Origin of the sequence: Pseudodesulfovibrio sp. lm2024 (genome assembly GCF_051175575.1) — a bacterium.
Taxonomy (GTDB): Bacteria; Desulfobacterota; Desulfovibrionia; order Desulfovibrionales; family Desulfovibrionaceae; genus Pseudodesulfovibrio; species Pseudodesulfovibrio caledoniensis.
The window spans coordinates 3,097,954-3,124,871 of sequence record NZ_CP195092.1 but is presented as its reverse complement, the minus strand read 5'-3'; the positions used below and the strand labels follow the sequence as shown (position 1 = coordinate 3,124,871).

Below are 26,918 nucleotides of genomic sequence, written 5' to 3'. Positions count from 1 at the left end.
CCGTGCCCCGCTCGCGACTCGCCTTCTGGATATTCCTGGCGCCGGTGCTGATGTGGCTCATGCTGCTCATCGTCCTGCCTCACCTCGATCTGCTGACCATGAGCTTTCGGGGTGAGAACGACTACGGCGATATGGTCTGGACAGCCCACAACTATCTGAATTTCTTCACCGAGCCCATCTACTGGCTGACCTTTGTGCGCACCGCGCTCTATGCGGTCGTCACCACGGCCATCACCTTTGTTCTGGCCATGCCCGTGGCCTTCTACATCTCCAAGCTCGCCCGGCACCGTTTGCAGGGCGCGCTGATGATCTTCATCCTGCTGCCGTTCTGGGTCAGCGAGCTGGTGCGCATCTACGGCTGGATGATCCTGCTGCGCGAGTCCGGGGTGCTCAACTTCTTCCTGGTCAAGATCGGCATCCTGAACAAGCCCGTGGAGATGCTCTACAACGACGCGACCATGATCATGGGGCTGGTCTACACCTCCATGCTCTTCATGGTCGTGCCCCTGGTCTCGGTCATGGACAGCCTGGACGACAGCCTGATCGAGGCGGCCCACGACCTCGGGGCGGGCAAGCTGGCCATCTGGCGGACGATCATCATCCCGCACTGCAAGCCGGGCATCACCTCCGGGGCCATCGTGGTCTTCATGCTCACCCTGGGCAACTACCTGACCCCGAACCTCATGGGCGGCAAGAATTCCCTGTGGTTCACCGAGCAGATCTACAACCAGTTCATCGCCAGCTTCAACTGGAACCAGGGCTCGGCCTTCGGCTTCCTGCTCCTGGTCTTGAGTTCCCTGATCATCTGGGCCGGGCTCAAGCTCTCGGGCCAGAAACTCGGGGAGGTGGCCTCATGATCCGTTCGCTGCCGCGCTCCAAGGCCTACGACTGGTCCTTCAACGCGTTCATCATCCTCTATTTCGTGTTCCTGTTCGCGCCGCTGGTGGTCACCTGCGTGCTGGCCTTCAACAACTCGGACTTCCCGTCCCTGCCGTGGCAAGGGTTCAGCCTGGACTGGTTCGTGGCCGACGGCCCGGACCGGATCGGCCTGTTCCACGACGCGCAGAACCTGCGCTCCATCGTGACCAGCTTCGAGACCGCCTTCTTCGTGTCCATCCTGAGCGTGGTGGTCGGCACCTGCGCGAGCTTCCTGTTTGAGAAGGAGGAGTTCCGCTTCAAGGGGCTGCTGTACATGATCATGCTCGCCCCGCTGGTCATCCCCGGCGTCATCCTGGGCATCTCCCAGCTGCTGGCCGCCAACACGGCGGGCACCTTTGTGGACGAGACTTTCGGCATCGACATTCCCTTTTTCCGACCGAGCTTCTGGCTGGTGGTGCTGGGTCAGTTCTCGTTCATCACCACCTTCGTCACCCTGGTGGTCTCGGCCCGGCTGCGCAAGTTCGACCCCGCCCTGGAAGAGGCGGCCCTGAACCTCGGGGCCACCCACTTCGGGGTCATCCGGCACGTCACGCTCAAGTTCCTGCGGCCCGCCATCGTCGGGGCCGGGGCCGTGGCCTTCCTGATGAGCTTCGAGAACTTCAACACCACCCTGTTTCTGGTGGGCTCGGAACCGACCCTGCCCATCAACCTCTACCTTCAGGTGCGCGACGGCTCCACGCCGGTCATCAACGCGGTGTCGCTGATGCTCATCGTGGGCACCTCGCTGCTTGCCCTGATCAACTTCTATTTTACCAGGAAGACGGACTGATGTTCTTCGATCACCTGCAGGGCGCGGGCTATGTCTGCGCCCATCGTGGCGCGCGTGCCCTGGCGCCGGAAAACACCATGCTGGCCGCCGAGCTGGGCCTGGTGCACGGCGCGGATTTTTGGGAAATGGACGTCCAGCGGACCGCCGACGGCGAGCTGGTGGTCTTCCACGACGACGACCTGGGCCGGACCACCGACGTCTCGGCCCGGCCCGAGTTTTGCGAGCGCGCGCCGTGGCCCATCCGGCTGTTCGACCTGAAGGAGCTGGGCTCCCTGGACGCCGGGACGTGGTTCGCCGAGGCCGACCCCTACGGGACCATCGCCCGCGGCGAGGTGCGCCCGGCCGATCTTGGGCGCATGCGCGGCCAGCGCATCCCCACCTTGGAAAAGGCCCTGGCCTTCACCCGGCGCAACGACTTCCCCATGAACCTGGAGATCAAGGACCTGGAGTACGCCCCGGGCGACCTGTCCATCGTCTCCCAGGTCCTGCGCCGGATCCGCGAGGCCAAGGCCGAGGACCTGATCCTGGTTTCCTCCTTCAACCACGACTACCTGGCCGAGATGCACCGGCTGGCCCCGGAGATCCCCCTGGCCGCGCTGGTGGAGGGCGAGCACCCCGATAACATCGAGCAATACCTCGCGGACCTGGGCGCGGTGGGCTACCACCCGGACGAGGCCATCCTGGACGAGGACCTGGTCCGCCGTCTGACCGGCGCGGGCGTCCGGGTCTCCCCGTATACGGTCAACGACATGGACCGGGCCCTGTCCCTCATCGACGCGGGCTGCTTCGGGATCATCACCGACTTCACCCACACCCTGCGCAAGCGGTTGGACGGGCGCTAGCCGCCCGGCCGCCGGATTCGCCCGTTCTTTCGCCCGCATTGTGCCCGGCCGCGCGCCGGAATCTCTACTTGCCATTCCCCGCCGGGGCCCATACTGTTTAAGAGTAGGGAATTCCCCCGAGAACCGGCCAAGCGAGGTTCGCCATGTCCGAGGAAGTCAGGGGTCTGGTGGAACGGTACATGCCGGAGTTTCCCGTCCGGCGATGCGGCAGGGTGTTCACGGACACCACCCAGTTCATGGACATCAACCACGGGGACGTCATCGCGCTGGGCGGCCTGCACTACCTGGTGCTCAAGGACGAGAGCGAGCGGCGTTTCGGCATGGAGGACCCCAAGTACTGGGTCAAGCGGTGCCGCGAGCTGGAGACCGGCGAGCGCAAGATCCTCAAGCTGGTCTTTTACGAGCGTTTCCCCCTCAAGGTCGGCGAGTTCGAGGTCCAGTGCTACCGCAGCCCCAAGAAGGAATCGCGCATCCTGGACCTGGTGGCCGATGATCCCCGGTTCATGCACGGCGTGACCCGCCTGGACGATCACGACAACCCAGTGCGCGTCCTGGACATCGTCCAGGGCCGGGAGATCGGCACGTACGTCTACGGGATCAAGGCCGACCACGAGACCTATTTCCGCGAGCATTTCCCCACCGTTCTCGACCACTTCCTGGGCGCGTGCGAGGCCATCGCCACCCTGCACGCCAAGGGCGAGAAGCACGGCGACATCCGGCGCGACCACCTGTTCATCGAGTACGGCACCGGCCAGTACCGCTGGATTGACTTCGACTACACCTTCGACTTCCACGAGAATCCTTACGGCCTGGATATTTTCGGCCTGGGCAACATTCTCATCTACTGCGCGGGCAAGCAGGTCTGGAACGTGGGCAACCTGGGCGAGGGCGGCTTTTCCGCCGAGACCCTGAACGGGCTGGGGCCGGGGGACCACTCCCTGGTCATCCGCAACCGGGTGGTCAACCTGCGCAAACTCTTCGCCTACATCCCGGCCGAACTGAACAACGTGTTCATGCATTTTTCGCAACAGACCGAGGTCTTCTACGACACCGTGGAGGAGTTCCTCGACGAGCTGCGGCCGTGCCGCGGGCTCCTCGGGTGAGCGGAAGCCGCGCCGTCAACCTCGGCCCAAAGGGGAGGACGCCATGGATTTCAAGAACGTGCTCATCGCCGTGGACGGTTCCGAAAATTCGCTGCGCGCCGTGCGCTACGCGGCCGCCATCCTGGGCGGCGGCATGGGGTACGCCGTGCGGCTGGTGCACATCGAGCGGCTGCCGGAGCGGGACATGTTCCCGGACGAGTCGGCCTGGGCCGGGCAGTGCCGGGAGCATTCCCAGGCCATGCGCGAGTTTCTCGAAGAGGCGGGGAAGGTGCTGGAGGAGGGCGGCCTGTCCGGCGAGGCCGTGTGCAGCCAGTACATCGACAGCTGCGCGGTCCGGCCCGAGGGGGCCGAGGATTGCAGCCACGGCCGGAACATCGCCCTGGAGATCCTGTCCATCGCCGAGCGGGAGGGGTGCGGCACCCTGGTCATCGGCCGCCGGGGCGTGTCCAAGGCCGAGGAGTTCCTGTTCGGCAGCGTGTCCAACAAGCTCATCCACCACGCCAAGGACCGGACCGTGTGGGTGGTCTCCTGACCGGGGCTACTTGTGCGGCAGGGGGCAGGCGTTCTTGAACAGGGTGTTCAGGTACTCGCAGTCCAGGTGCGGGGTCTTCTCTATGCGCGACATGAGCACCACCAGGGTGACCGTGGCCGCGACCATGAACAGGGGGCTGAACAGCCAGAAGATGAGCGGCACCAGGAAGTAGTAGGCCCGCATGCCGATGTGGAAGTAGCCGCCCGCCTTGTTCAATTCCATGGCCACGAAGGTGATGGACGCCCCGTAGCTGCCCTCCTCGGGCGGGGTGTTGATCAAAAAGCCCACGTGGCTGAACAGCCGGATGGCGAAGGAGAAATTGAAGAACGCGATGAACAGGTTGCCGAGGATGATCAACAGCTTGAGGGTGATGGTGCTTTCGGCCCTGGAGCCGAACAGGTTCATGGCGTGCCAGGTCTCGCCCAGCTTGTCGGCCTGGCCGGACAGGGTCAGCAGTCCCACGGCCAGCAGGATGGAGGTCGAGGCCAGAAAGGTGGCGGCCATGGTCGAGTTGCGCAGGGTCTGCACGGCCAGGATGTCGTTCTTCTCCTCCATGACGTTGACCACCCAGGCCGTCCTGGCGATGGTGGTGGCCCCGTACAGCGAATAGGTCGGGTTGTCCTTGAGCCTGTACCGCACGTACAGGTGGTAGAAGGTGAACAGCCCGGCGGATACGGCCAGGCAGAGCAGGTCCAGCAGGTGCGGTGCGAAAAAATCTTGCATTGTCGGTCATCCTCCGGAGGCGGGTTGTCGCCTCGTCCGGAAGGATAGCCTGATTGGCGGGATTTTGCCAAGCAGCGAGAGAAGCATGCCGATCACGCCCATTTTCCGCCCGCCAGGGACAGCCTCTTGCCGGCGGCCTTCCTGCCGCAGTTCCTGGATACCGTGCACCCCGTTTCCGAGCAGTTCACGGTCATGTTCGTGACCATCTGCGGCATCGTGGCCAGCGTGCACCTGGGTTACTCGTACCTGATCGCCTCCCCGGGCCACCGGTTGTCGTTCAAGGATTTCGGGCGCAGGATCGACAAGCTCACCGGCGGGCTGTTCATCGCCATGGGCGGGGGCATTCTCTTGAGCGACCGCGTCTGATCCGCGCGGCCAAGGCAAGTCTTCACGGGCCCGGAGGGAAACCTTCCGGGCCTTTTTCCATACAGCGGTCCGGGCTAGATCCCGGCCCTGACCTCGTCGAGGGCGATGCGCATCCGGTCCAGGCCGTTCCGGACCATGGGGATGGCCGTGTCCCTGTCCCTGAGGCACAGGCCCATGCCCTGCATGGTGGCGGTCAACGCCTTGTCCAACTGGTGCATGGAGGCGGTCAGGGTCATGTCGCCGGACAGCTCGGCGTAGGTATCCACCTTGTGCATGCGCTGGCGCATCTCCGTCATGTGGCCGTCCATGGTCTTCAGGGCTTCCTGGCACAGGTCCGGGTCATCCAAATCCTTCACAGCCCGCTCCAGCCCGCGCATGCTGTTGTCCATGGCGAGCACGTCCTGGCGCATGGCCATGTATTCGGGCTTGAGCTCGTCGTCCATGGCCAGGGCCAGGGAGCCCGCCATCAGGGTCAGGGTGAAGGTCAGGATGAGAGGGGTGACCTTGTTCATGCTATTCTCCTTTTGCGGGGCGGGCCCGCTCGTCGCTCTCCCCGGACCCGTCCCGGGCCCTTGGGGAAAGGGTGGTTGTCGTTTTGTCCACCGGCGATGGGCCGGGCGGTGGGGGCTCCGTTCGGCCCCTCTTGGACCCGGGTTTGCAACAATGTTCGTGCCATAGCCTGTTTTTGTCGCGAATAGGGCCTTTTGGGGTATGTATGATCCGATTTTCCGCTTTCTAAAAGCTGTTTTTACGGATTTACAGGGTAAAATGCTGCACGTTGTTGCACGTCATGTGCAAAGCGGTCGTGCAGATAGCCGCACAAGGGCCGTCTCCTTGGACCGGAGGCGGATAATTAATACTGTCCGGCGGCGGGATCGTCCGTACAATGGGAGTGCACTGTGACCGCCCGCGTCCCGGCCGCTCCCCCCCCGGGCGCGGTGGCCATGAATTACAGGATGGATCAATGCGTATTCGATCGAAATTGCTTGTCTTCTTTCTTCTCATCTCCCTGGCGCCCCTGCTGCTGGTCTGGGGCAGCGTGCGCCGCGACATGGCCGCCATGGGCGAGAACCTGGCCGACCGCAGCGGCAACCTGCTGGTGCACAAGGCCAGCCAGTCCCTGGAGCGGGTGGTGGCCGACCACGCGGCCATCCTGCTGCGCGAACGCCAGCTTCTCGAGGCCACGGCCCGGCTTTTGGCCTCCCGGGTGGAAGGCGTCCTGTCCGGCCATGAGCACATCGCGCATGGCAGCGCCTACGCCCCGCCCGAAGATCGCCTGGCCGGTCTGAAGAGCGAGTATTACGGCCTGGGTATGGGCGGGACCCTTCAGCCGCTGGACGTCGACTTCAGCCGGGTGGCCGTCCGGTCCGGCGACGCCAAAACGCCCCTGGCCGAGCTGGCCCCGGTCCTGGGAGAGGCCAAGCTCGATCATCCCGGCCTGCTCCTGTGGATCGACGTGGCCCTCAAGGAGGGCGAGCGGGTGCGTTATCCCGAGGTCCGCCAGGGCATGGCGGGCGGCCCCATGGGCATGATGGGCGCCAGGCAGGGCGGCATGGGCCGGGGGCGGAACATGAAGGGCCCCATGGGCCTGGAGCCCGGCGGCGACGCCTTTCCCTCGGATCTGATCTGGGCGGCCCCGAGGGTGGACCGCGTCACCGGGCGCATGGTTTTTGCTCTGAGCGCGCCCATCCGGGACGTCGAGGGCGCGGTCGAGGGCCGTCTGACCCTGGTGGTGCCCGTGGACGCGGTCCTGAACGAGGAGAGCCGCAACAGTCCGTTCACCGCTGACACCGAATCCCTGCTGGTCGCGCCCCAGCTCGATCCCGCCACCCGAAAGGCGGGCCTGCGCATCGTGGCCCGCGAGGGTGCAGGGCAGGTCGGCATGGGCCATATGTGGATACCCGAGGCCGAAGCCTGGCTGACCCCGGAGGACACCGAGCCCCTGCAGCGCATGGCCGAATCCATGCTGGCCGGGAAACCGGGCGTCATCGGCATGTCGGAACCCTCGGGCGTCGAACTCTGGGCCTTCGCGCCCATGGACGAAAGCGGCGTCTCCCTGCTGCTCATCGTGCCCGAGGAGGATATCGTCCGGGATGCCCGGGCCGCGCGCGGCTACGTGGCCGGCCAGGTGCGCGAGCACAACGCCAAGATGGGCGCGGTCGTCCTGGCCGTGGCCCTGGTCGTGGTCTTCATGGCCTTTTTCCTGTCCAAGCTCTTCACCCGCAACATCCGGGAACTGGCCCAGGCGGTCCGCAGCGTGGCCCGTGGTGACTTCTCGGTCCGCGTCGCGGTGCGCTCCCGCGACGAAGTGGCCCAGCTCGCCCGGTCCTTCAACGCCATGATCCCCGAACTCCAGGACAAGGTGCGCATGCAGAACTCTCTGGAAGTGGCCCAGGAGGTCCAGCTCAGCCTCCTGCCCGGCCATGACCCGGAATTTCCGGGCGCGGACGTCTCCGGGGCCAGCGCCTACTCGGACGAGACCGGCGGCGACTACTACGACTTCATCCCCCGCGCCACCGACCGTGGCGACAGCCTGGTGGTGGCCGTGGGCGACGTCAGCGGCCACGGGTTCCAGGCGGCCCTGACCATGGCCTCAGCCCGGGCCTATCTGCGCAGCCTCCTGTACGGCGGCGCGCCGCTCGGCGAGGCGGTCCCGGCCGTGAACCGGCTGGTCTTCGAGGACACGGACGGCTCGGGCCGGTTCATGACCCTGTTCCTCCTTGAACTCTTCGAGGACGGGACCGTGGAATGGGTCCGCGCGGGCCATGACCCGGCCCTGCTTTTCGATCCCGACGGGGACCGCTTCGAGGAGCTGCAGGGCGAGGGGCTGCCCCTGGGCGTGATCCCGGACGCCGAATTCACCGTGGGCCGCCGGAAGGCCGCTCCGGGCCAGATCGCGGTCATCGGCACCGACGGCATCTGGGAGGCCGTCTCGCCCGGCGGCGATATGTTCGGCAAGGACCGCTTTAGAGCCCTGGTTCGCGGACACGCGGACCAGAGCGCCGCCGACCTGGTCCGGACCGTCAACCAGGCCGTGACCGCCTTCCGCTCCACCGCCCCCCAACGCGACGACATGACCCTGGCCGTGGTGCGTTGGGTGTGAGGAGCGGGAATGGGTTAATTATTTGCGGGTGATGGCGTAGAGTTTGAGCAGGGCGTAGAGGCGGGCGCGGGACAGGCCGGAGATCTGGCAGGAGGACGGTAGGTCGCCGCCGGTGATCTCCATGAGGTTTCTGAGGTAGCGCTCCTCGCTCTGGGCGATCTGCTGGTCGCGGTAGGTGCGCAGGTCCGGGAACGCCTCGGGCGGGGCGATCTCGTGGTGGTGGGCCGGTTTGGCGGCACGGTGTTCCGGTTCCATGGCCCGGCGGGCGATCTGGGCGCGGATCGCCTTGGGCAGGTGGCGGGGGAAGAGCACGGCGTCGTTGCCCGCGCGGGACAGGGCCTGTTCCAGGGTGTGGATCAGCTCACGGACGTTGCCCGGCCACTGGTAATGCATGAGCGCGTCCAGGAAGTCCGGGGAAAATCCCTTGGTGGATATCTTCAGCTTTTCGCAGTGGCGCTGGATGAACTTGCAGGTCATCTCGTTGATGTCCTCGGTGATGTCGCGCAGGGCGGGCAGGCGGATGTGCATGCCGCGTAGCCGGAAATAGAGGTCGCGTCGGAACTCGCCGTCCTCGACCATGCGCTCCAGGTCGCGGTTGGTGGCCGCCACCAGCCTGAAGTCGCTGTCGATCTCGCGAGCGGAGCCCACCGGCCGGAAGCTGCGCCCCTCGAGCACGCGCAAAAAGACCTTTTGCAGGGGCACGGGCAGCTCGCCCACCTCGTCCAGGAACAGAGTGCCCCCGTCCGCCTGCTTGACCAGCCCCACCGAGGGCGCGTCCGCGCTGGTGAACGCGCCGCGCTCGTGCCCGAAGAGCAGGCTCTCGGCCAGGGTGTCGGGCATGGCCGCGCAGTCCACGACCACGAACGGCTTGTTCATGCGGGCCGAGTTCTTGTGGATGGACCGGGCGAAAAGCTCCTTGCCCGTGCCGGTTTCGCCGATGAGCAGCACGTTGATGTCGCAGGTCGCGGCCTGGGCCACGGCGTCCAGGCAGGAGAGCATGGGCCGGCTGTTGCCGATGATCCCCTGACGTCTCAGCGACACCGGACAGAACCCGGAGTGGACCTTGGTGTGGTAGGTGATGACCCGCTCCAGCAGGACCAGGAGCCGTTGCAGGTTCAGGGGCTTGGTCACGTAGTTCCAGGCCCCGGACTGGATGGCCCTTTCCGCTATGTCCGGGTCCCGCCTGCGGGTGACGATGATCGCCTCGGGAAAGGAAGGTACCTCGCGGATATGCGCCAGATAGTCCACCACATCCCCGTCGGGCAGGTCGTCCCCGAGCAGCACCGCCTTGAACGAGCCGGTGTGCAGGATGCCCAGTGCCCTGGACAGCGAGTTGCAGGAGATCGACGCGAAGCCGTGCTCCAACAGCGATTCGGCCAACCCCCCGGTAAAGGCCGCGTCTCCGTCTACGATGAGAATGTCTGTCATGGGGCGCCTCTCCCCTTGCAGCATGAATGACGGTTCATAGGTAGCACGATTTTCGATTTTTGAGCAATGCATTTTGTGTGTTGGGATCATTGAGAAAATCCCGTTCGATTCTCTCCCGTCCCGCTCCGGTATCTTGCCCGGCGAGATGGCGTCTTGCCGGAAAACCCGGGAGGACGAGGAGAGTGTGCCCCTTCGCAAGGTGTTTGAAACACCAGATGAAAACGGTTCTCGACTCTCTTCGCCGGTCCGGCCCGTCTTGCCGCGCAAGAACCGTCTTGCGCGACAAGACGAAAAAAACCCGTTTTTCTTTGCGGTTATGCGGCTCCTGTCGGCATGTCTCTTCATTATCATCTTCATATTCCTCTCTATGTTTGAAACGGCACGCATCTTGACTTGGAGACAAAGTGAGTCGGCCGCGCGGACGGCGTGTTGATCCTGAAGATCGCGGATTTCGTCTTCCGATCCGGGCGGTTGGCCGGAGACAGAGCATGGGCCGAAAGATGGCGGAGGAGGGTGTCGGACTCACCGGCTCTCCAGAGGGAAGCACAGGCAGCGGTGAGACCTGGAATATCGGCAGGAGGGTCGGCGGATGAGGAGAAAGTGGGATTCCAAGACCAAGGCCAGGATCGTGCTGGCGGGATTGATGGGCGAGTGCGTCAACGATCTCTGCCGGGCCCACGATCTGCGGCCGGGCCAGTACTACAAGTGGCGGGGGCATTTTCTGGAGAACAGCCACCTCGTGTTCGAGAAGCCGCCCCTGCCGCTTGGCGACATGGAGCTGGCGGCCGAGAACGAGGAACTCAAGAAGCTGGTGGGCGAGCTGACCCTGGAGTTGACCAGCGGCAAACCCACGCGGTGAACGCGCTTTTCATGGAGGAGGGGACATGTCCAGAAAGATCGGTGTCTATGTCTGTCATTGCGGGTCCAACATCGCGGGCAAGGTCGACAGTCAGGGCGTGGCCGAGTTTGCGGGCACCCTCAAGGACGTGGTCGTGTCCCGCGACTACCAGTTCATGTGCTCGGACCCCGGCCAGGAGATGATCATCAGGGACATCCGGCAATACGGGTTGGACCGGGTGGTGGTCGCCTCCTGTTCGCCCCGGCTGCACGAAAAGACCTTCCAGCAGGCCTGCGCCCGGGCCGGGCTCAACCCGTACCTGATGCAGCACTGCTGCATCCGCGAGCACTGCTCCTGGACCACGGCGGACCCGCTTGAGGCCACGGCCAAGGCGCGGCACATCGTCGAGGCGGCGGTGGAGCGGGTGGCCGACCACCAGAAGCTCTATTCGCGCGAGGTCGAGGTCCTGCCCGACGTCATGATCGTTGGGGCGGGCATAGCGGGTATCCAGGCGTCGCTGGACATCGCCAAGTCCGGGCACAAGGTCCACCTGGTGGAGAAGAGCCCGTCCATCGGCGGGCACATGGCCCAGTTCGACAAGACCTTTCCGACCCTGGACTGCGCGGCCTGCATCTCCACGCCCAAGATGGTCGCGGTCAGCCAGGAGCCGAACATCAACCTGATGACCTGGTCCGAGGTGGAGGAGGTCACCGGGTTCGTGGGCAATTACACGGTCACGGTCAAGCACAAGCCGCGCTTCGTGAACGCGGACGTCTGCACCGGCTGCGGGGCCTGCCTGGAGAAGTGCCCGACCAAGGCGATCAGCGAGTTCAACGAGGGGCTGGGATACCGCAAGGCCATCTATCGCAACTCGCCCCAGGCCGTGCCCAACACCCCGGTCATCGACGGGACGATCTGCAAGAAGATCACCAAGGACAAGTGCGGCGTCTGCCAGAAGATCTGTCCCACCGGGGCCATCGACTACGACATGAAGGAGACCCGCGAGGTCTTCCACGTGGGCTCCATCGTCCTGGCCACGGGCTACGACACCATGGACCCGACACCCATGCGCGAATACGGCTTCGGGCGCTACGACGAGGTCTACACCGCCCTGCAGTTCGAGCGGCTGAACAACGCGGTCGGCCCCACCGGGGGCAAGATCGTCATGAAGAACGGCGAGAAGCCCGAGTCCGTGGCCATCATCCACTGCGTGGGCAGCCGCGACAAGAATTACCACGAGTATTGTTCGCGGACCTGTTGCATGTACGCGCTCAAGTACGACCACCTGATCAAGGACAAGGTCGGCCACGACACCCAGGTGTACAATTTCTACATCGATATGCGTTGCTTCGGGAAGGGGTACGAGGAGTTCTTCAGGCGGGTCCAGGAGGAGGGCGTGACCTTCATCCGGGGGCGGCCCGCCGAGATCGTGCAGGAGGACGGCAAGCTCGTGGTGGTGGGCGAGGACACCCTGCTCGGCATGAACGTGCGCCTGCCCGTGGACATGGTCGTCCTGTGCACGGCTATGGAGCCCAGGGCGGACATGACCGAGGTGGCCCGCGTCTTCGGCGTGGCCCAGGGCCAGGACGGCTTCCTGCTGGAAGAGCACCCCAAGCTCGGACCTGTCTCCACGGCCACGGACGGGGTCTTCCTGGCCGGCGCCTGCCAGGGGCCCAAGGACATCCCGGACGCGGTCTCGCACGCCTCGGGCGGCGCGGCCCAGGCCCTGGCCCTGGCGGCCAAGGGCACGGTCTCCATCTCGCCGACCACCTCCTGGATCAACCCGGACATCTGCGTGGGCTGCCGGGTCTGCGTGGGGCTGTGCGCCTACTCGGCCATCGAGTTCGACGAGCGGCGCAACGTGGCCGTGATCAACGAGGCCATGTGCAAGGGGTGCGGCTCGTGCGCCGGGTACTGCCCGAGCGGCGCGGCCCGGATCAAGCACTTCAACGAGACACAGATATTCAACGAAATAGACGGGCTGCTCGGGATGGTCCCCGGCTGGCCGCCGCCGGAACAGGGCGGGGCGCGGCCGGTGGAGATTCCCGTGGAACGGCCCGTCAAGGAGGCGCGTCATGAGTAGCGAGTTCGAACCGACCATTCTGGCCTTTGTCTGCAACTGGTGCACCTTCACGGCCGCGGACCTGGCCGGGACCTCGCGGATGATCCAGCAGCCCAACCTGCGCATGGTGCGCATGATGTGCACCGGCATGGTGGACCCCAAGTACATCGTCAAGTCCCTGCTCTCCGGGGCGGACGGGGTCCTCGTCTCGGGCTGCCATCCGGGCGACTGCCACTACATCAACGGCAACTACAAGGCCAGGCGGCGGATCAAGCTCCTCAACGAGATCCTGCCCCAGTTCGGCATTGAGAAGGAGCGGGTCAAGCTGACCTGGGTGGGGGCGAGCGAGGGTAACGAGTTCGCCGCGACGGTCAACAACTTCATCAACGAAATCAGAGAGCTCGGCCCCATGGAAGCGCGTTCCATGGCCGTGATCTAGGCACGGGAGGCGTGACATGGCTACCACGGCAATGATCCGGATCGACGGGGGCAACCCGATCACGGCGGTACAGGAGTTCCTGCGCGGGCTGATGGACAACGCGGACATCGGCGGCGTGCTGGTGCCCATGCACCTGTTCGGCAAGGGCATCCCCATGCCGACCCTGGTCACGGACCCGGCCCAGCTCTCCGGGGCGGACCCGCTGGCCCCGGCCTTTCCCATGAACAGCGCCAAGCTCCTGGCCCGGCTGACCCGGGGCCAGGCGGGCGAGCGCATCGCGGCGGTCATGCGGCCGTGCGAGATCCGCGCCTTTGTCGAGCTGGTCAAGCTCAACCAGGGGAGCATCGACGACGTCATCCTAGTCGGCCTGGACTGCATGGGGGCATACGACAACGTCGGCTACAAGGCGTTTCGCGGCGACCGCGACCCGTTCGAGTCCACCCTGGACTTCCATGAGCGGGTGGGCAACGGCGGCGCGGAGATCGCCCCGGCCTGTATGGCCTGCGAGCATCCGGCCCCGGAGAACGCGGACATCATCCTCGGGTTGGCCGGGGCCGACCTGGCCGGCCACATCCCGGTCACGGCCGCCACGCCGCGCGGCGAATCCCTGCTCCTCGGCCTGGGGCTGCCCGAGGCCGAGGCGGGCGGCGGCCGCGACGAGGCCTTGAAGGCCATGGTCGAGGTCCGCACCGCCAACCGGGACGCCATGTTCGAGCGCACCCGGGCGGCCACCGGCACCCTGACCGACCTGTCCGAGTACCTGTCCTCCTGCGTCAACTGCTACAACTGCCGGGTGGCCTGTCCGGTCTGCTACTGCAAGGAGTGCGTCTTCAACACCGACGTGTTCGAGCACAAGCCGTGGCAGTACATGGGCTGGGCCAAGCGCAAGGGCTCGCTCAAGATGCCCACGGACACGGTCTTCTACCACCTGACGCGCATGGCCCACATGTCCATGGCCTGCGTGGGCTGCGGCCAGTGCTCCAACGCCTGCCCCAACGACATCCCGGTCATGGAGCTGTTCCGCACCGTGGCCGCGCGCACCCAGGAGAGTTTCGACTACGTGCCGGGCCGCAGCCTGGACGAACCGCCGCCGCTGTCGGTCTTCAAGGAAGACGAGTTCCAGGAAGCGGTTTCGCACATGGCCTGATCCGATTCACGGCCCGACATAGGGGAGGAAAGACATGAGAAAGCAATACGGCGCATTGGTGGTCGGAGCGGGCATCGGCGGCATCCGCGCGGCCCTGGACCTGGCCGTCACCGGGCACAAGGTGGCGCTCATCGACCGCAGGCCCAGCCACGGCGGCATCCTCAGCCAGCTGGACCACCAGTTCCCCACGGACCACTGCGGCATGTGCCGCATGCTTCCGCTGATGTCGCGCGACTCCTCCAGCCAGTTCTGCCTGCGCAAGGGGCTGTTCCACGACAACATCGACCTCATGCTGTCCACCGAGGTGGAGGAGATGGAGGGCGAGCCCGGCAAGTTCCTGGTCTCGCTCAAGCGCAAGTCCACGCTCATCGACCCGGCCAAGTGCATCAGCTGCGGCCGGTGCGCCGAGGTCTGCCCGGTGCGCGTGCCCAGCGAGTTCAACGCCGGGCTGACCGAGCGCACGGCGGTCCACCTGCCCGTGCCCCACGCCATCCCCAACCACTACGTGCTCGACCTGGACAGCTGCCAGCGCTGCTGGAAGTGCTTCGAGGCGTGCCCCACCGGGGCCATCGACTTCAAGTTCGAGGAGCGCAAGGAGTTCCACATCCTGGTGGCCGACCGCGACCCCGAGGTGCGGGCCATGATGGAGAAGGAGCTCGAGGAGCAGAACTTCCCGCTGCACTTCACCGAATCCGGCCGCGAGGCCGTGGACATGCTCGCCTCGGACGCCCCCGTGGGTCTGCTGCTGGTGGGCATGGACCTGGACGACATGGACGCCGAGCGGGTCCTGACTCGAAGCCGCGAACTGCGGCCCGACCTGCCCGTGGTGGTCCTGGCCGACGCGGGCGGCGAAGAGCAGGCCGGGGACCTGGTCATGCAGGGGGCGCGCGAATATCTGGTCAAGCCGCTTGCGGGCAAGGCCTTCGTGCCTTGGCTGGACAAGCTCTACGTGCGCATTCTGTCCGATCGCACGGACAAGCTCGAGGTCGGGGCCGTGGTCCTGGCCGGGGGCTTCGACTGCTACTCCCCGGACATGGACCCCGAGGGCGGGGCGGACATCTGGAACTACCATCATCCCGGCGTGCTCACCGCCGTGGAGTTCGAGCGGCTGCTCTCGGGCACCGGGCCCACGGGCGGCGATCTGCGGCGGCCCGACGGCGAACCGGTCAGGCGCATCGCCTGGATCCAGTGCGTGGGCTCGCGCGACGCGCAGAAGAACGCGGACTTCTGTTCCGGGGTGTGCTGCATGTTCTCCATCAAGGAGGCGCTGCTGGCCAAGCGGGCCACGGGCGGGGAGGCGGAGACCTCCATCTTCTACATGGACATGCGCACCTCGGGCAAGGAGTACCAGCGCTACCGGACCAATGCGGAAAAGGAATACGGCGTGCGCTTCGTGCGCAGCCGGCCGCACTCCATCCAGCCGACCGACGACGGCAGGGGGCTGCGGCTGGAGTACCTGACCGACTCGGGCGAACTGGTCGCCGAGGAATACGACATGGTCGTCCTGGCCGCCGGGGCGCGGCCGCCCAAGGGCATGGACAAGTTCGCCCTGACCATGGGCGTGGACCTCAACGAGTGGGGCTTTGTGGACACCCTGCCGTACCGGCCCGAGAGGACCAGCCGGGTGGGCGTGTTCGCGGCCGGGGCCTGCGGCGAGCCGCGCGACATCTCCGAGTCGGTCATCCACGCCGGGGCGGCGGCCCAGGCCGCGTCGAGGATCATCAAGGCCTACGACGTCCTGGCGGGCATCGAGTCCGAGCCCGAGCCCGAATACCCGGACGTGTCCAGGGACCCGGCGCGGACCCTGGTGACCATCTGCACCTCCTGCCCGACCCTGGAACAGGCCGTGGACCTGGACGCGCTGGCCGAGCGCATGCAGCGTGTCCACTCGGTCTGCGAGGTCATGCGCGTGCGCAGCGCCTGCACGCCGCAGGGGTGGAAGGACATCGAGGCTGCGGCCATGGAGTACAAGCCCAACCGCGTGCTCATCGGGGCGTGCATGCCGTACGCCTACATCCCGAAGCTCAAGGAACTGGGCCGGACCATCGGCCTGAACCCCGCGCTCATGGACGTGGTCGACGTCTACACCGCCACCGTGGGCGGCAACGGGGACAAGCGCATCGAGCGCGAGATCTACTCCTCCCTGGCCACGGCCGTGGCCCGCTTGCAGGGCGTGGACCCGTCCGGCCCGGCAGTGACCGTGGACGTGGTCCGCTCGGCCCTGGTGGTCGGCGGCGGGTTGGCGGGCATGGTCGCGGCCATGTCCATCGCGGACCAGGGGTACGGGGTCTGCCTGGTGGAGGCCGAGGAGAATCTCGGCGGCACGGCCATGCGGCTGCACACCCAGCTGGACGGCTCGGACCCGCGCGCCTACATGGAGGAGCTCATCGCCCAGGTCGAGAAGCACCCGAACATCAAGGTCTTCAAGGAGGCGCGGGTGGTTCTCTCAAGGGGCCACGCCGGGCACTTCCGCTCGGCCATCGCCAGCCCGCAGGGGGTTTTCCCCCTGGAGCACGGGGTGACCATCCTGGCCACGGGCGGGCACGAGGCCAAGGTCTACGAGTCCGGGCTGTGCGTGCACAAGCCGGTCATGACCCACCTGGCCCTGGAGGAGCAGTTGGCCACCGGCCAGCTCGACGCCAAGGCGCTGTCCTCCGTGGTCATGATCCAGTGCTGGCGCAACGACGGCCAGGACCGGACCTATTGCAGCAAGGTCTGCTGCCCGGAGATGCTCAAGAACGTGCTCGCCCTCAAGGAGCGCAATCCGGACCTGCCCATCTACGTCTTCTACCGGGACATCATGACCCAGGGGTTCCTGGAGACATACTACACCAGGGCGCGCAAGGCCGGGGCGGTCTTCATCCGCTACGACGACCTGACTTCGCCCCAGGTGACCTTCGAGGACGGCAGGCCTGTTGTCCGGGGCTTCGATCCCATTCTGCGCGAACAGATCGAGTTGCGCCCGGACATCCTGTCCCTGGCCAGCGGCATCGAGCCCAACGACGTGGAGGACCTGCTCGAGGTCTTCGACGTGGAGATCGACCAGGACGGCTTCTACCGGGAGGCGGACTTCAAGTGGCGGCCCGTGGATTTCCTCAAGCAGGGCATCTACCTGTGCGGCATCGCCCTGGGGCCCCGGCGCATGCGCGAGACCGTGGCCTCGGCCAAGGCGGCGGCCCAGCGGGCCCTGCGCATCCTCAACGCCGAGAAGATCGCCCGCGAGACCGTGGTGGCCACGGTGCGCGACTCCCTGTGCTCCCTGTGCCAGGCCTGCGTCAGCGCCTGCCCGTATGGGGCCAGAAGCGTGGACATGGCCGAGGAGCGGATTATCGTGGACGAGATCCTCTGCCAGGGGTGCGGGGCGTGCGCGGCGGTCTGCCCCAACAGCGCCACCGTGCTCAAGGGGTTCCACGACGGGCCGATGCTGTCGGTCATCGACGCGGCCCTGGAGGAACCGGCCTAGGGCCGGGCAACACATTGCCAAGGAGTGACGGATCATGAACCAAGCAGTCAGGGAAACGTGGAGCCCGGCCCCGGAGGCCGACCGGATGGTGCTCAAGGAACTGCGGGAGGCCGTGGGCGCGTGCATGCAGTGCGGCACCTGCACGGCGTCGTGCCCCAACCGGCACGCCATGGACATCACCCCCAGGGCCATGTGGCGGATGGTCCAGTTCGGCATGCTCGACGAGATACTGGCGAGCAGGACATTCTGGATGTGCTCGGCCTGCTACATGTGCACGCTGCGCTGCCCGCGCGGCCTGAAGCTGACCTCGGCCATGGCCGGCCTGAAGCGGCTGGCCGGGATAGAGGGGAGTAAGGGCGCGCGGAAGAACCGGGCTTTCTACGCCGCCTTTATGGACGACGTGGAGGCCCACGGCCGGGTCCAGGAGACGAGCATGATGCAGCGGTACTTCATCAAGGCCCGCGACCCCATGCTGCCGCTCTCCTACGTCCCGCTGGGCGTGCGCATGCTCGGCAAGGGCAAGGTGCGCATGCCGGGCAGGGGGCGGGGCGGGGTGCTCAGGCCCCTGTTCGCCAAGGCCCGTGAAATGGAGGGATTGTCATGAAGTACGCGTACTATCCCGGCTGTTCGCTGACCGAGAGCGCCCGCGAGTTCGACGTGTCCACCCGGCTGGTCGTGGAGCGGCTTGGCTGCGAGCTGGTCGAGATTCCGGACTGGACCTGCTGCGGGGCGAGCGCGGCCGAACCGGTCAGCAAACTGATGAACTACGCCCTGCCCGCGCGCAACCTGGCAATCGTGGAACGGGAGATGGCCGACCAGGGCCTCACCGACGTGCTCGCGCCGTGCTCGGCCTGCTACCTCAATCTGCTCAAGGTCAACCGCGAGGTGCTCGGCGATCGGCGTCTGCACGGCCGGGTCAACGAGGTTCTGGCCGCGTCCGGCCTGCACTACCGGGGCGAGGTCCGGGTGCGCCATCTGCTCGACGTGCTCAAGAACGACGTGGGCGCGAAGATCGTGGAACAGAAGATCAGCGACGGGCTCCAGGGCATGAGGATCGCGCCGTACTACGGTTGCCAGATTCTGCGGCCCTATCCGGTCTTCGACGAGCCGGGCAGGCCGGTCTCCATGGAGCCGTTCATCGAAGCCATGGGCGGCGAGGTCCACCAATGGGACATGGGCAACCGGTGCTGCGGGGCCTCGCTGATGATGGGCCATGCCGAAGTGGCCATCCGGTCCGTGGCCGACATCTTGAGCGACGCGGCCGGGGCCGACGCCATCGTCACGGTCTGCCCGCTGTGCCAGATGAACCTGGAGGCGTACCAGGCCAGGGCGCGCAAGGCGGGCGGGCAGAGCGTGCCCGTGCTCTACCTGACTCAGCTGATGGGGTTGGCCATGGGGCTGTCCGAGAAGGACGTGCAACTGGCCGCCAACCTGACCATGACCCCGGCGGTCAGGCGGGACATTGCAATCAGGGCGTGGGCCGAGCCCGCGCCCGCCGAAGACGAGGAAACAGCGGGTTTGAACGGATAAACCGGAAAGGAGAGGGAGGTAGTCATGTTCAAGGACATCATCGTGGGCGTCACGCCCACCGGCATCGATGCCTGTGCGGTTCGGGCGGCGGCCGAGTTCGCCGCCAAGTTCGAGTCCAAGCTCTATCTGGTCCACGTGGCCGGCATGGAGCAGGGCTGGGGCTCCATCGAGCACCTCGCGCCCTCGGGCGAGACCGACCAGATCGGCGAGAAGATACGCGAGATGTACAACGAATACCTGGGCGATGTGCCGGGCGCGCAGATCGTGGTCGTGCCGGGCATCCCGCACAACGAGCTGCTGCGTCTGGCCCGGTCCAAGAACACGGACCTCATCGTCATGGGCCCGCACACCCAGGAGTACGAGGAGCGGCGCTCCAAGATGTGGGGCATGGCGGGCAGCACGCTCGAGCGCGTCAGCCAGCGCGCCCGCTGCCCGGTCATGATCGTGCACAAGGACGTGGCCTGCAAGGAGCCGCTGTTCACCAACATCGTGGTGGCCACGGACTTCTCGGACCAGGCCGAATGCGCCGTGTCCTACGGCGGGCAGATGGCCCGCCAGTACAAGGCCAATCTGGTGGTCATGCACGTCAGCGAGCCCGGCGGCGAGGGGCGCGGCCAGTGCCTGTCCCGGTTGGAGGACACCTACGGCAAGCGGCTGGACGGTATCCCGGAGTGCTCGTTCAAGGCCGAGATGGGCGAACCGGCCTTGGAGATCCTGCGCACGGCCCGCCAGGGCGAGGCGGATCTGCTGATCATGGCCCACCACTCCAAGGAGCGCGACCCGGAAAAGGCGTTTCTGGGCTCCACCGTGACCCAGGTGGCCCTGAACGCGCCGTGCCCGACCATGAGCGTCAACCGGCACTTCGACCTGCGCTGCGGCCTGATGTACGACCAGGGCGGCCAGGTGGTCCAGGCCGAGGCCCTGGCCTGATCCGGCGTTGAACCAAACCGGTTCCGGGGGCGGGCGGCCGTCCCCGGAACGCCCGGGCGCGTCCGTGCGCCGGGCGATGCGAAAGGAGTGAGCCATGACGGTTATGCCCAAGCCCTTGGACGCGGAAGTCAGGGAGTTCCTGAACAAATTCGATTTCAGCGGGTGCCTGGCCTGCGGTACCTGCTCCAACGGGTGCCCGGTGACCACCACCCCGGGCATGGAGGAGTGGGACATCCGCAAGGTCATGCGCATGCTCGCCTACGGCATGGTCGACGAGGTGGTCGAGTCCGATTTCCCGTGGGTCTGCACCGGCTGCGGGCGGTGCGCCTATTCCTGCCCCGTGAACATCGACATCCCGGCGGTCATGGCCCACATGAAGTCCCTGCGCGACAGGGAAAGGGTGCCGGGCTCCCTGCACAAGGGCATGCAGAACAACGTGGACACGGGCAACAACCTGGCCATCGCCCGCGGGGAATACCTGGAGGGCATGGCCGACCTGGGCAACGAACTGGCTGAGGAGTGTCCTGGCTTCTACGTTCCCGTGGACAAGCAGGACGCGAAGATCCTCTTCTTCCCCAACTCCAAGGAGGTCTACGGCGACTTCGAGGACCAGTTCTGGTGGTGGAGGATATTCTACGCGGCCCGCGAGGACTGGACCGTGCCGTCGGAGGGGTGGGAGGCCGTGGACTGGGCCCTGTTCACCGGCAACTACGCGGCCAACAAGTTTCTGGCCAAACGCAAGATCGACTACATGCACAAGTACAACATCGAGCGCATGATCATGCCCGACTGCGGCGGCGGGTCCTACGGCTGCCGCAAGGGCATGGAGGCCTGCGTGCTCGAGGACCCGAACAACGAGGTCGGCTTCACCTACCTCTATGACTACCTGGTCGGGATCATCCGCGAGGGGCGCATCCGGCTCGACAAGTCGGTCAACGCGGGCAAGCGGTTCACCTGGCACGACTCCTGTAAGCACGGCCGGGAGCTCCAGCGCCACTTCGGCAAGGGGTACTTTGATGAGCCGCGCTGGATCATCTCCCAATGCGTGGACGACTTCGTGGACATGACCCCAAACCGGGGACTGAACTACTGCTGCGGCGCGGGCGGCGGCATGTGGCCAGCCCCGTTCGACGACCAGTCCGCCTGGCACGGGCGGCACAAGTTCGAGCAGATCAAGCGCACCGGGGCCGACGTGGTCGTGGTCGGCTGCTCCAACTGCCGCGACCAGATCATGAAGCGGCTGCCCAAGTACTACAAGGATTACCAGTATGAGGTGAAGTACATCTGGCAGTTGGTGGCCGAGACACTGGTCCTGGAGCCGTGGGAGACGGAGCTGGTCGAAAAGGCCACTGCCCTGGCCGATGCCCAGTGGAAGACGTTCGGCGTGGACCTGTCGGCCGGGGAGTACTGACCCGGCCGCCGGGCCTAGCTCTCCTCGAAGGCGAGCAGCTTGCGGTACAGGGTCTTGCGCCCGATGCCGAGGATGCGCGCGGCCTGGGTGCGGTTCTGGTTCACGTGCTCCATGACCCGCAGGATGTAGCGCTTCTCCTGCTGCTCCAGGGTGGGCAGCGGGGCGCAGTTCTCACACTCCTCCAGGGAGCGGGCGATGTCCGAGGGCAGGCACTTGGTGGTGATCAGGTCGTTCTCGGCCAGGATGATGCCGCGCTCGATGACGTTGCGCAGTTCGCGGACGTTGCCCGGCCAGTCGTAGGCGATCATGCTCTGCCCGGCCCGCTTGGACAAGCGGTAGGGCGGACGGTCCGGGTAGAGGTTCTCCAGGAAGTGCGCCACGAGCAGGGGGATGTCCTCCTTGCGCTCCCGCAACGGCGGGATATCTATGCTGAAGACGTTCAGGCGGTGGTACAGCGCCTCGTGGAAGCGGCCCGCCTCCACCTCCCCGGCCAGGTCGCGGTTGGTGGCGAACAGGAAGCGCACGTCCACGCCGCGCTCCTCGCGGTCGCCCACCCGCCGGTACCGCTGGGATTCGAAGACGCGCAGCAGGCTGGCCTGGACCTCGAGCGGCAGTTCGCCCACCTCGTCGAAGAACAGGGTACCCTTGTCCGCCTGGGCCAGGACGCCCTCCTGGGAGGTCTCGGCCCCGGTGAACGCGCCCTTGCAGTAGCCGAACAGTTCGCTGCGCAACAGTTCCTTGTTGAACGCGCCGCAGTTCTTGACGATGAGCGGCATGTCCGCCCGGGAGCTGCGGCCGTGCAGGACGTTGACCACCACGTTCTTGCCCACGCCGCTCTCTCCGGTGATCAGCACCGGCGCGTCCGTGGGTGCGACCTTGTCTATCAGGAAGCCGATCCGGCGCATGGCGGCCGAGGTCCCGATGAGCTGCTGCCTGGGCTTGCCGCCCTTGTTCATGCGCAGCCTGCGCAGTTCCCGCTGCATGATCCGGCGCTGGTAGGCCCGGTCGATGAGCAGGTTGATGCGGTCCAGGGAAAAGGGCTTGGTCACGTAGTCGTAGGCCCCGGCCTTCATGGCCTCCACCGCGCTGGCCACCTCGGAGTAGCCGGTGATCATGATCACCTCGACGTCGGGCAGGGTCTCCCGGAAGTGCTCCAGGAGCCGGTTGCCGTTGCCGTCGGGCAGGCGGACGTCCAGCAGGATGACGTCGAAGCCGCCCCGCTTGACCATGCGCATGGCCTGGGCCGCCGTGGCCGCAGTGGTCACCTCCCGGCCGGGCCGGGCCAGCTCGCGTTCGGCCAGCTTGCGAATGAAGGGCTCGTCGTCCACCACCAGGACACGGTTCGTCTCGGGATTCGCCATGGCGTCACTACTCCTCGAGCAGGGGCAGGATGACCTCGAAGACCGCGCCCTCGCCGGGCTCGCTCGAGGCGGTGATATCGCCGCCGTGCTTCATGATGATGTTGTAGCAGGTGGACAGGCCGATGCCGATGCCCTGGCCGGCGGGCTTGGTGGTGAAGAACGGCTCGAAGAGTTTGTCGATGTTCTCCGGGGCGATGCCCCTGCCCGAGTCCGAGACCCGCAGCAGGACCATGCTCCCGGCCACGCGGGTGGAGATGTCGATGGTCCCGATGTCCTGTACCTCGTACAGGGCGTTGAGGATCAGATTCAGGGCCACCTGCATCAGCTCGCCGGGGTGGCCCATGACGCACGGCTCGTCCTCGGACAGGGAAAGCCGGATGATCCCGGAGGGCAGGGTGGACAGCCGGGGATGGAGCAGCTTCAGGCAGTTGAGGATGATGTTGTTGATGTTGACGATGGCCATGGCGCGCAGGTCGCGGTGGCCGAAGCTGAGCAGGTTCTGGACGATATCCGAGCAGCGGCGGCACTCCTGGAGGACGATGTCCAGGTACTCCTCGAAGGTCCCGAGCAGGTCCCCGCACGACTCGTCGTCCTTGAGGCAGGCCGCCAGGCGGCCCAGGTGCCCGGACAGGGCCTCGGCAAACCCCGAGATGGAGGTCAGGGGGTTGTTGATCTCATGGGCCACGCCCTCGGCCAGCACGCCCACGGTGGCCATGCGCTCGGCCTGGAAATACTTGGCCTGGTACTGTTTCTCCACGGTCACGTCGCGGTGCAGGAGCAGAACCTTGCCCGGCGTGTCCCCGGTGCCCGGCATGAGCGCGGCCGAGCACTCGATCTGCCGGTTCTCGCCGTCCACGTTCATGATCTGCAACTGGCGGCAGACCTTGCGGCCCTCCTCGCGGGCCATGACCAGGGGACAGGGCGAGCACGGCCGCTGGCCGCCCTTGAAGACCTCGTAGCAGGGCCGGCCGATGGGGTCGCGGTCGCCGTAGGTCTGGGAAAAGGCGCTGTTGACCGAGAGCACGAGGTAGTCCGGCGAGACCACGGCCACCACGTCGGGAATCCCGTTGAGGATGTCCTGGACGTCGCGCCGCTTGCGCTCGAGCTCGCTGTTGGAGGCCTTGAGCTCGTTGATGGTCTTCTGGACCTCTTTGAAGAACCCGAGCTTGATGGACTCGATGCCGATGATGTCGTTGAGGCTCGCGCTCCCGGCGGGTCCGCCGCTGCCGTTCTCTTTGGTCATGTCACCACATCTCGTAGTAGATGTTCAGGATATCCTTCCAGTCCGCCGGCCTCGGGTTGGTCAGCAGGCAGATGTCCTTGACCGCGTTGTGGCTCGCCTGGGGCAGCATGGTCCGCTCCGGCAGGATCTCCCGCAGGCGGCAGGGGATGCCGATCTCCTCGCGCAGCCTCTCCAGGGCCTCGATGCCCGCCAGGGCCGTGGCCTCGTCGGTTTTGAGGCGTTTGCCGGTGATGACTTCGCCCATCCGGGCCATCTTGGCCTCGCAGACCGGAAGGTTGTAGCGCATGACGCTGGGCAGGAGCAGGGAGTGGGCCACGCCGTGGACCACGTCGTGCATGCCGCCCAGGGCGTGGGCCAGGGCGTGCCCGAGCCCCACGCTGGCGTTGGTGAAGGCCATGCCGGACGAGGTCCCGGCGATGGCCAATTGTTCGAGGTCGTCCAGCCCGCGCCGGTCCAGGGCCGGGCGGATGTGCTTCATGAGCAGGTCCAGCCCCTTGAGGCTCAGCGACTCGGTGAAGGTGTTGGCGATGGGCGAGACGTAGGACTCCACGGCGTGGGCCAGGGAGTCGAACAGCGGCGGGATGATCTGCTCGCGGTTCAGGGTCTGGAGCAGGAGCGGGTCGGTGATGGAGATGTTCGGCACCAGGGTCCGGCTGATGACGGTCATTTTGACCCGCCGGTCCACGTCCGTGATCACCGTGAACTGGGAGATGTTCGATTCGCTGCCCATGGTGGTGGGGATGAAGACCATGGGCGGCAGGGGGTTGCGCACCAGGTTGGCACCCTCGTAGTCGGCGATGACGCCCCCGTTGCTGACAATCAGGGCGATGCCCTTGGCCGCGTCCATGGGACTGCCCCCGCCCAGGGCCATGACCACGTCGGCCTCTTCCCGGCGGTACAGGTCCGCGCCGTTGTGGATCTGGAAATCGCGCGGGTTGGGGACCACGTCGTTGAAATAGACGAAATCGAGATTTTCCTGGCGCAGGATGTCGAGCAGGGCGTCCACCCAGCCCGCCTCCTCCACGCCAGCGTCCGAGACCACGAAGATCTTGGACGCGCCCAGGCGTTTGGCGCAGATGCTGGCGTACTGCAGGCTTCCCCTGCCGAAAATCACTTCCGGTATGGCGAACTTGAATATGTCCACGGTGTTATCCTTTGGTACGGTTATATCGCCTAGCCCATCTCCTATCAAGGCGCTTGCCGTGATATTTTCATTCTCCCAGGCATGTTGCCGCGATATCCCGTCCGTCGTCAGACGCGGTCCATCAACCCTTTGGCCATGCGGCGCATGAGAAAGTATTTTTCGTCGAAGCCCATGGCGCGCATCTGCTCGAAGAGCTCCGGGGCGATGCCCCGGGTCAGGAGCATCTGCAGGTAGATCAGGTCGTCCACGTCGTGCTCCAGGGTGTAGGGCGGCGGCGGGTCCGTCCCGAGCCAGTAGTCGTCGCTGATCAACCCGACCTCCTTGGCCCGGTCGTACTGGCTTGACGCTGGGAGCAGGGTGTTGATGCCCAGGATGGGCATGGTCGCCGGGCGGATCGCGTGGATGAGCTCCACGGTCTCGCCGATGGTCTCCGGGTTCTCGCCGGGGTTGCCGACCATGAGGAAGCAGCACGGCTCCATGCCCGCCTCGTGGGTCATGACGAAGGCCCGGCGGACCTGCTCCACGGTGAACCCCTTGCCCGCGGCCTTGAGCACGCGCGGGCTGCCGGACTCCACCCCGTAGTAGATGCGGTAGCACCCGGCCCTGTACATCCAGCCCAGCAGCTCCTCGTCCACCAGGTCCACGCGGGTCTCGGCCATCCACACGAAGTGCAGCTTGCGCACGATGATCTCGCGGCACAGATCCAGGACGCGCTGCCGGTCCAGGGTGAACAGGTCGTCGGAGAAGTACAGGTGGCGGACGTGCCTGTCCTCGATGAGGTGCTCGATTTCGTCGGCCACGTTTCGCGGCGAGCGTCTGGCCCAGCGGCCCTCGAAGAACCGGTTTACGGAACAGAAGCCGCAGTGGAAGGGGCAGCCGCGCGAACTGAGCAGGTGGGTGCCGGTCAGGGCGCGGTACTGCTCCGGAATCTCAGGGGACTTGTAGCGCGCGAGGTCGAAGGCGTCGTAGGCCGGGAAGGCGAGGTGGTCGAGGTCCGTGGACCGTTCCCTCGGCGGGGTGCGGAACACGCCGTCCGCCGAGCGCAGGGCCAGGCCGGGGATGTCCGCGAGTCCGCCGCCCTCCTCGAAGCGGGCCGCCAGTTCGACGATGGTCTCCTCGCCCTCGCCCAGGACGACCACGTCCACGGCCGGGTTGTCCAGCATGTGCTCCGGGAAGAAGGTGGCGTGCGGCCCGCCCATGACGATGCGCGCCTCGGGCAGGGCCTGCCGCGCTTCGGTGGCCAGGCGCAGGGCGTTGGTCCGGCCCAGGGTGAAGCAGCTGATGCCGACCACGTCCGGGCGCTCGCGCCGCAGCAGGGCGGCGACGCGCGGCCAGGAGTGTTCGTGCAGGTCGGCGAACGCGGTCTCCACGCCGTTTTTGCGCAGGGCGCTGGTCAGGTAGGCGATGCCCAGCGGCACCCAGGTCCTGGGCGGGAGCAGGTCCTCCTCGGCTGTGGCCGGGTTGCGCAGCCGGGGCGCGGGCGGGGTCAGCAGCAGTACCTTCATCCATCTTCTCCTTGTCGTGTTGCGCGCGAACGGTTTTTAA

23 protein-coding genes are annotated in these 26,918 nt (G+C 66.2%); 16 read left to right on the top strand and 7 right to left on the bottom strand.

Annotation, left to right across the window (positions count from 1 at the left end; genetic code table 11):
• Window positions 1-2: 2 nt before the first annotated feature.
• The 5 genes from ACR42D_RS14600 (at window position 3) to ACR42D_RS14580 (ending at window position 4,185) form a co-directional block, all read left to right on the top strand.
• Entirely contained in the window at window positions 3-857 is an 855-nt protein-coding gene (locus ACR42D_RS14600; protein ID WP_484567522.1) for an ABC transporter permease, read from the top strand.
• Window positions 854-1,708 carry an ABC transporter permease gene (locus ACR42D_RS14595; protein ID WP_484567521.1) on the top strand — a complete coding sequence of 285 codons (855 nt, stop codon included), beginning with the start codon at window positions 854-856 and terminating at the stop codon, window positions 1,706-1,708. Before ACR42D_RS14600 ends, ACR42D_RS14595 begins: the two co-directional genes overlap by 4 nt.
• Window positions 1,708-2,550: a glycerophosphodiester phosphodiesterase gene (locus tag ACR42D_RS14590; RefSeq protein WP_484567520.1), complete on the top strand. Its 843-nt coding sequence runs from the start codon at window positions 1,708-1,710 to the stop codon at window positions 2,548-2,550. The genes ACR42D_RS14595 and ACR42D_RS14590 overlap by 1 nt, the downstream gene beginning before the upstream one ends.
• A gap of 143 nt (window positions 2,551-2,693) precedes the next feature.
• Window positions 2,694-3,653: a serine/threonine protein kinase gene (locus tag ACR42D_RS14585; RefSeq protein ID WP_484567519.1), complete on the top strand. Its 960-nt coding sequence runs from the start codon at window positions 2,694-2,696 to the stop codon at window positions 3,651-3,653.
• A 43-nt stretch (window positions 3,654-3,696) separates the two neighbouring features.
• Entirely contained in the window at window positions 3,697-4,185 is a 489-nt protein-coding gene (locus ACR42D_RS14580) for a universal stress protein (RefSeq protein ID WP_484567518.1), read from the top strand.
• 6 nt (window positions 4,186-4,191) lie between these two features.
• On the opposite strand, the gene ACR42D_RS14575 is transcribed toward ACR42D_RS14580, so the two are convergent.
• The gene (locus ACR42D_RS14575) at window positions 4,192-4,908 is read right to left on the bottom strand and encodes a DUF599 domain-containing protein (protein WP_484567517.1); all 717 of its coding nucleotides are present in this window, start codon (window positions 4,906-4,908) and stop codon (window positions 4,192-4,194) included.
• A 126-nt stretch (window positions 4,909-5,034) separates the two neighbouring features.
• Between ACR42D_RS14575 and ACR42D_RS14570 the strand changes: the two genes are divergently transcribed.
• A complete protein-coding gene (locus ACR42D_RS14570; RefSeq protein ID WP_484567516.1) occupies window positions 5,035-5,274 on the top strand; it encodes a LysE family translocator in 240 nt (79 codons plus the stop codon).
• 74 nt (window positions 5,275-5,348) lie between these two features.
• Here ACR42D_RS14570 and ACR42D_RS14565 read toward each other — a convergent pair whose 3' ends face one another.
• On the bottom strand, window positions 5,349-5,786 hold the full coding sequence (locus ACR42D_RS14565; RefSeq protein ID WP_484567515.1) for a hypothetical protein: 438 nt from the start codon (window positions 5,784-5,786) through the stop codon (window positions 5,349-5,351).
• A gap of 452 nt (window positions 5,787-6,238) precedes the next feature.
• Here ACR42D_RS14565 and ACR42D_RS14560 point away from each other — a divergent pair, with 452 nt between their 5' ends.
• Window positions 6,239-8,377, top strand: coding sequence for a PP2C family protein-serine/threonine phosphatase (locus tag ACR42D_RS14560; RefSeq protein ID WP_484567514.1), 2,139 nt, complete (start codon window positions 6,239-6,241; stop codon window positions 8,375-8,377).
• Between the two features lie 18 nt (window positions 8,378-8,395).
• On the opposite strand, the gene ACR42D_RS14555 is transcribed toward ACR42D_RS14560, so the two are convergent.
• Window positions 8,396-9,805 (bottom strand): sigma-54-dependent transcriptional regulator, encoded by a 1,410-nt coding sequence (locus ACR42D_RS14555; protein WP_484567513.1) that lies wholly within the window; start codon window positions 9,803-9,805, stop codon window positions 8,396-8,398.
• Between the two features lie 589 nt (window positions 9,806-10,394).
• On the opposite strand from ACR42D_RS14555, the gene ACR42D_RS14550 reads away from it, so the two are divergent.
• The 9 genes from ACR42D_RS14550 (at window position 10,395) to ACR42D_RS14510 (ending at window position 21,625) form a co-directional block, all read left to right on the top strand.
• Entirely contained in the window at window positions 10,395-10,664 is a 270-nt protein-coding gene (locus ACR42D_RS14550) for a transposase (protein ID WP_338667884.1), read from the top strand.
• Window positions 10,665-10,689: 25 nt separating this feature from the next.
• A complete protein-coding gene (locus tag ACR42D_RS14545) occupies window positions 10,690-12,726 on the top strand; it encodes a 4Fe-4S binding protein (protein WP_484567512.1) in 2,037 nt (678 codons plus the stop codon).
• Complete coding sequence (locus ACR42D_RS14540; protein ID WP_484567511.1) at window positions 12,719-13,144, top strand: hydrogenase iron-sulfur subunit; 426 nt, start codon at window positions 12,719-12,721, stop codon at window positions 13,142-13,144. The genes ACR42D_RS14545 and ACR42D_RS14540 overlap by 8 nt, the downstream gene beginning before the upstream one ends.
• A 16-nt stretch (window positions 13,145-13,160) precedes the next feature.
• A complete protein-coding gene (locus ACR42D_RS14535) occupies window positions 13,161-14,291 on the top strand; it encodes a 4Fe-4S dicluster domain-containing protein (RefSeq protein ID WP_484567510.1) in 1,131 nt (376 codons plus the stop codon).
• Between the two features lie 34 nt (window positions 14,292-14,325).
• Entirely contained in the window at window positions 14,326-17,754 is a 3,429-nt protein-coding gene (locus tag ACR42D_RS14530; RefSeq protein WP_484567509.1) for a 4Fe-4S binding protein, read from the top strand.
• A gap of 34 nt (window positions 17,755-17,788) precedes the next feature.
• Entirely contained in the window at window positions 17,789-18,358 is a 570-nt protein-coding gene (locus ACR42D_RS14525; RefSeq protein ID WP_484567508.1) for a 4Fe-4S dicluster domain-containing protein, read from the top strand.
• Window positions 18,355-19,284: a CoB--CoM heterodisulfide reductase iron-sulfur subunit B family protein gene (locus ACR42D_RS14520; RefSeq protein WP_484567507.1), complete on the top strand. Its 930-nt coding sequence runs from the start codon at window positions 18,355-18,357 to the stop codon at window positions 19,282-19,284. The genes ACR42D_RS14525 and ACR42D_RS14520 overlap by 4 nt, the downstream gene beginning before the upstream one ends.
• Before the next feature lie 24 nt (window positions 19,285-19,308).
• Window positions 19,309-20,214, top strand: a complete 906-nt coding sequence (locus tag ACR42D_RS14515) for a universal stress protein (RefSeq protein WP_484567506.1) — start codon at window positions 19,309-19,311, stop codon at window positions 20,212-20,214.
• A gap of 94 nt (window positions 20,215-20,308) precedes the next feature.
• Complete coding sequence (locus ACR42D_RS14510) at window positions 20,309-21,625, top strand: (Fe-S)-binding protein (protein WP_484567505.1); 1,317 nt, start codon at window positions 20,309-20,311, stop codon at window positions 21,623-21,625.
• A 14-nt stretch (window positions 21,626-21,639) separates the two neighbouring features.
• On the opposite strand, the gene ACR42D_RS14505 is transcribed toward ACR42D_RS14510, so the two are convergent.
• From ACR42D_RS14505 to ACR42D_RS14490, 4 genes are all read right to left on the bottom strand, one after another.
• Window positions 21,640-22,986, bottom strand: coding sequence for a sigma-54-dependent transcriptional regulator (locus ACR42D_RS14505; protein ID WP_484567504.1), 1,347 nt, complete (start codon window positions 22,984-22,986; stop codon window positions 21,640-21,642).
• A 7-nt stretch (window positions 22,987-22,993) separates the two neighbouring features.
• Entirely contained in the window at window positions 22,994-24,229 is a 1,236-nt protein-coding gene (locus tag ACR42D_RS14500; RefSeq protein ID WP_484567503.1) for a two-component system sensor histidine kinase NtrB, read from the bottom strand.
• Between the two features lies 1 nt (window position 24,230).
• Window positions 24,231-25,373, bottom strand: coding sequence for an iron-containing alcohol dehydrogenase (locus ACR42D_RS14495; RefSeq protein WP_484567502.1), 1,143 nt, complete (start codon window positions 25,371-25,373; stop codon window positions 24,231-24,233).
• Window positions 25,374-25,480: 107 nt separating this feature from the next.
• Window positions 25,481-26,878, bottom strand: a complete 1,398-nt coding sequence (locus tag ACR42D_RS14490) for a B12-binding domain-containing radical SAM protein (protein WP_484567501.1) — start codon at window positions 26,876-26,878, stop codon at window positions 25,481-25,483.
• Window positions 26,879-26,918: the final 40 nt, after the last annotated feature.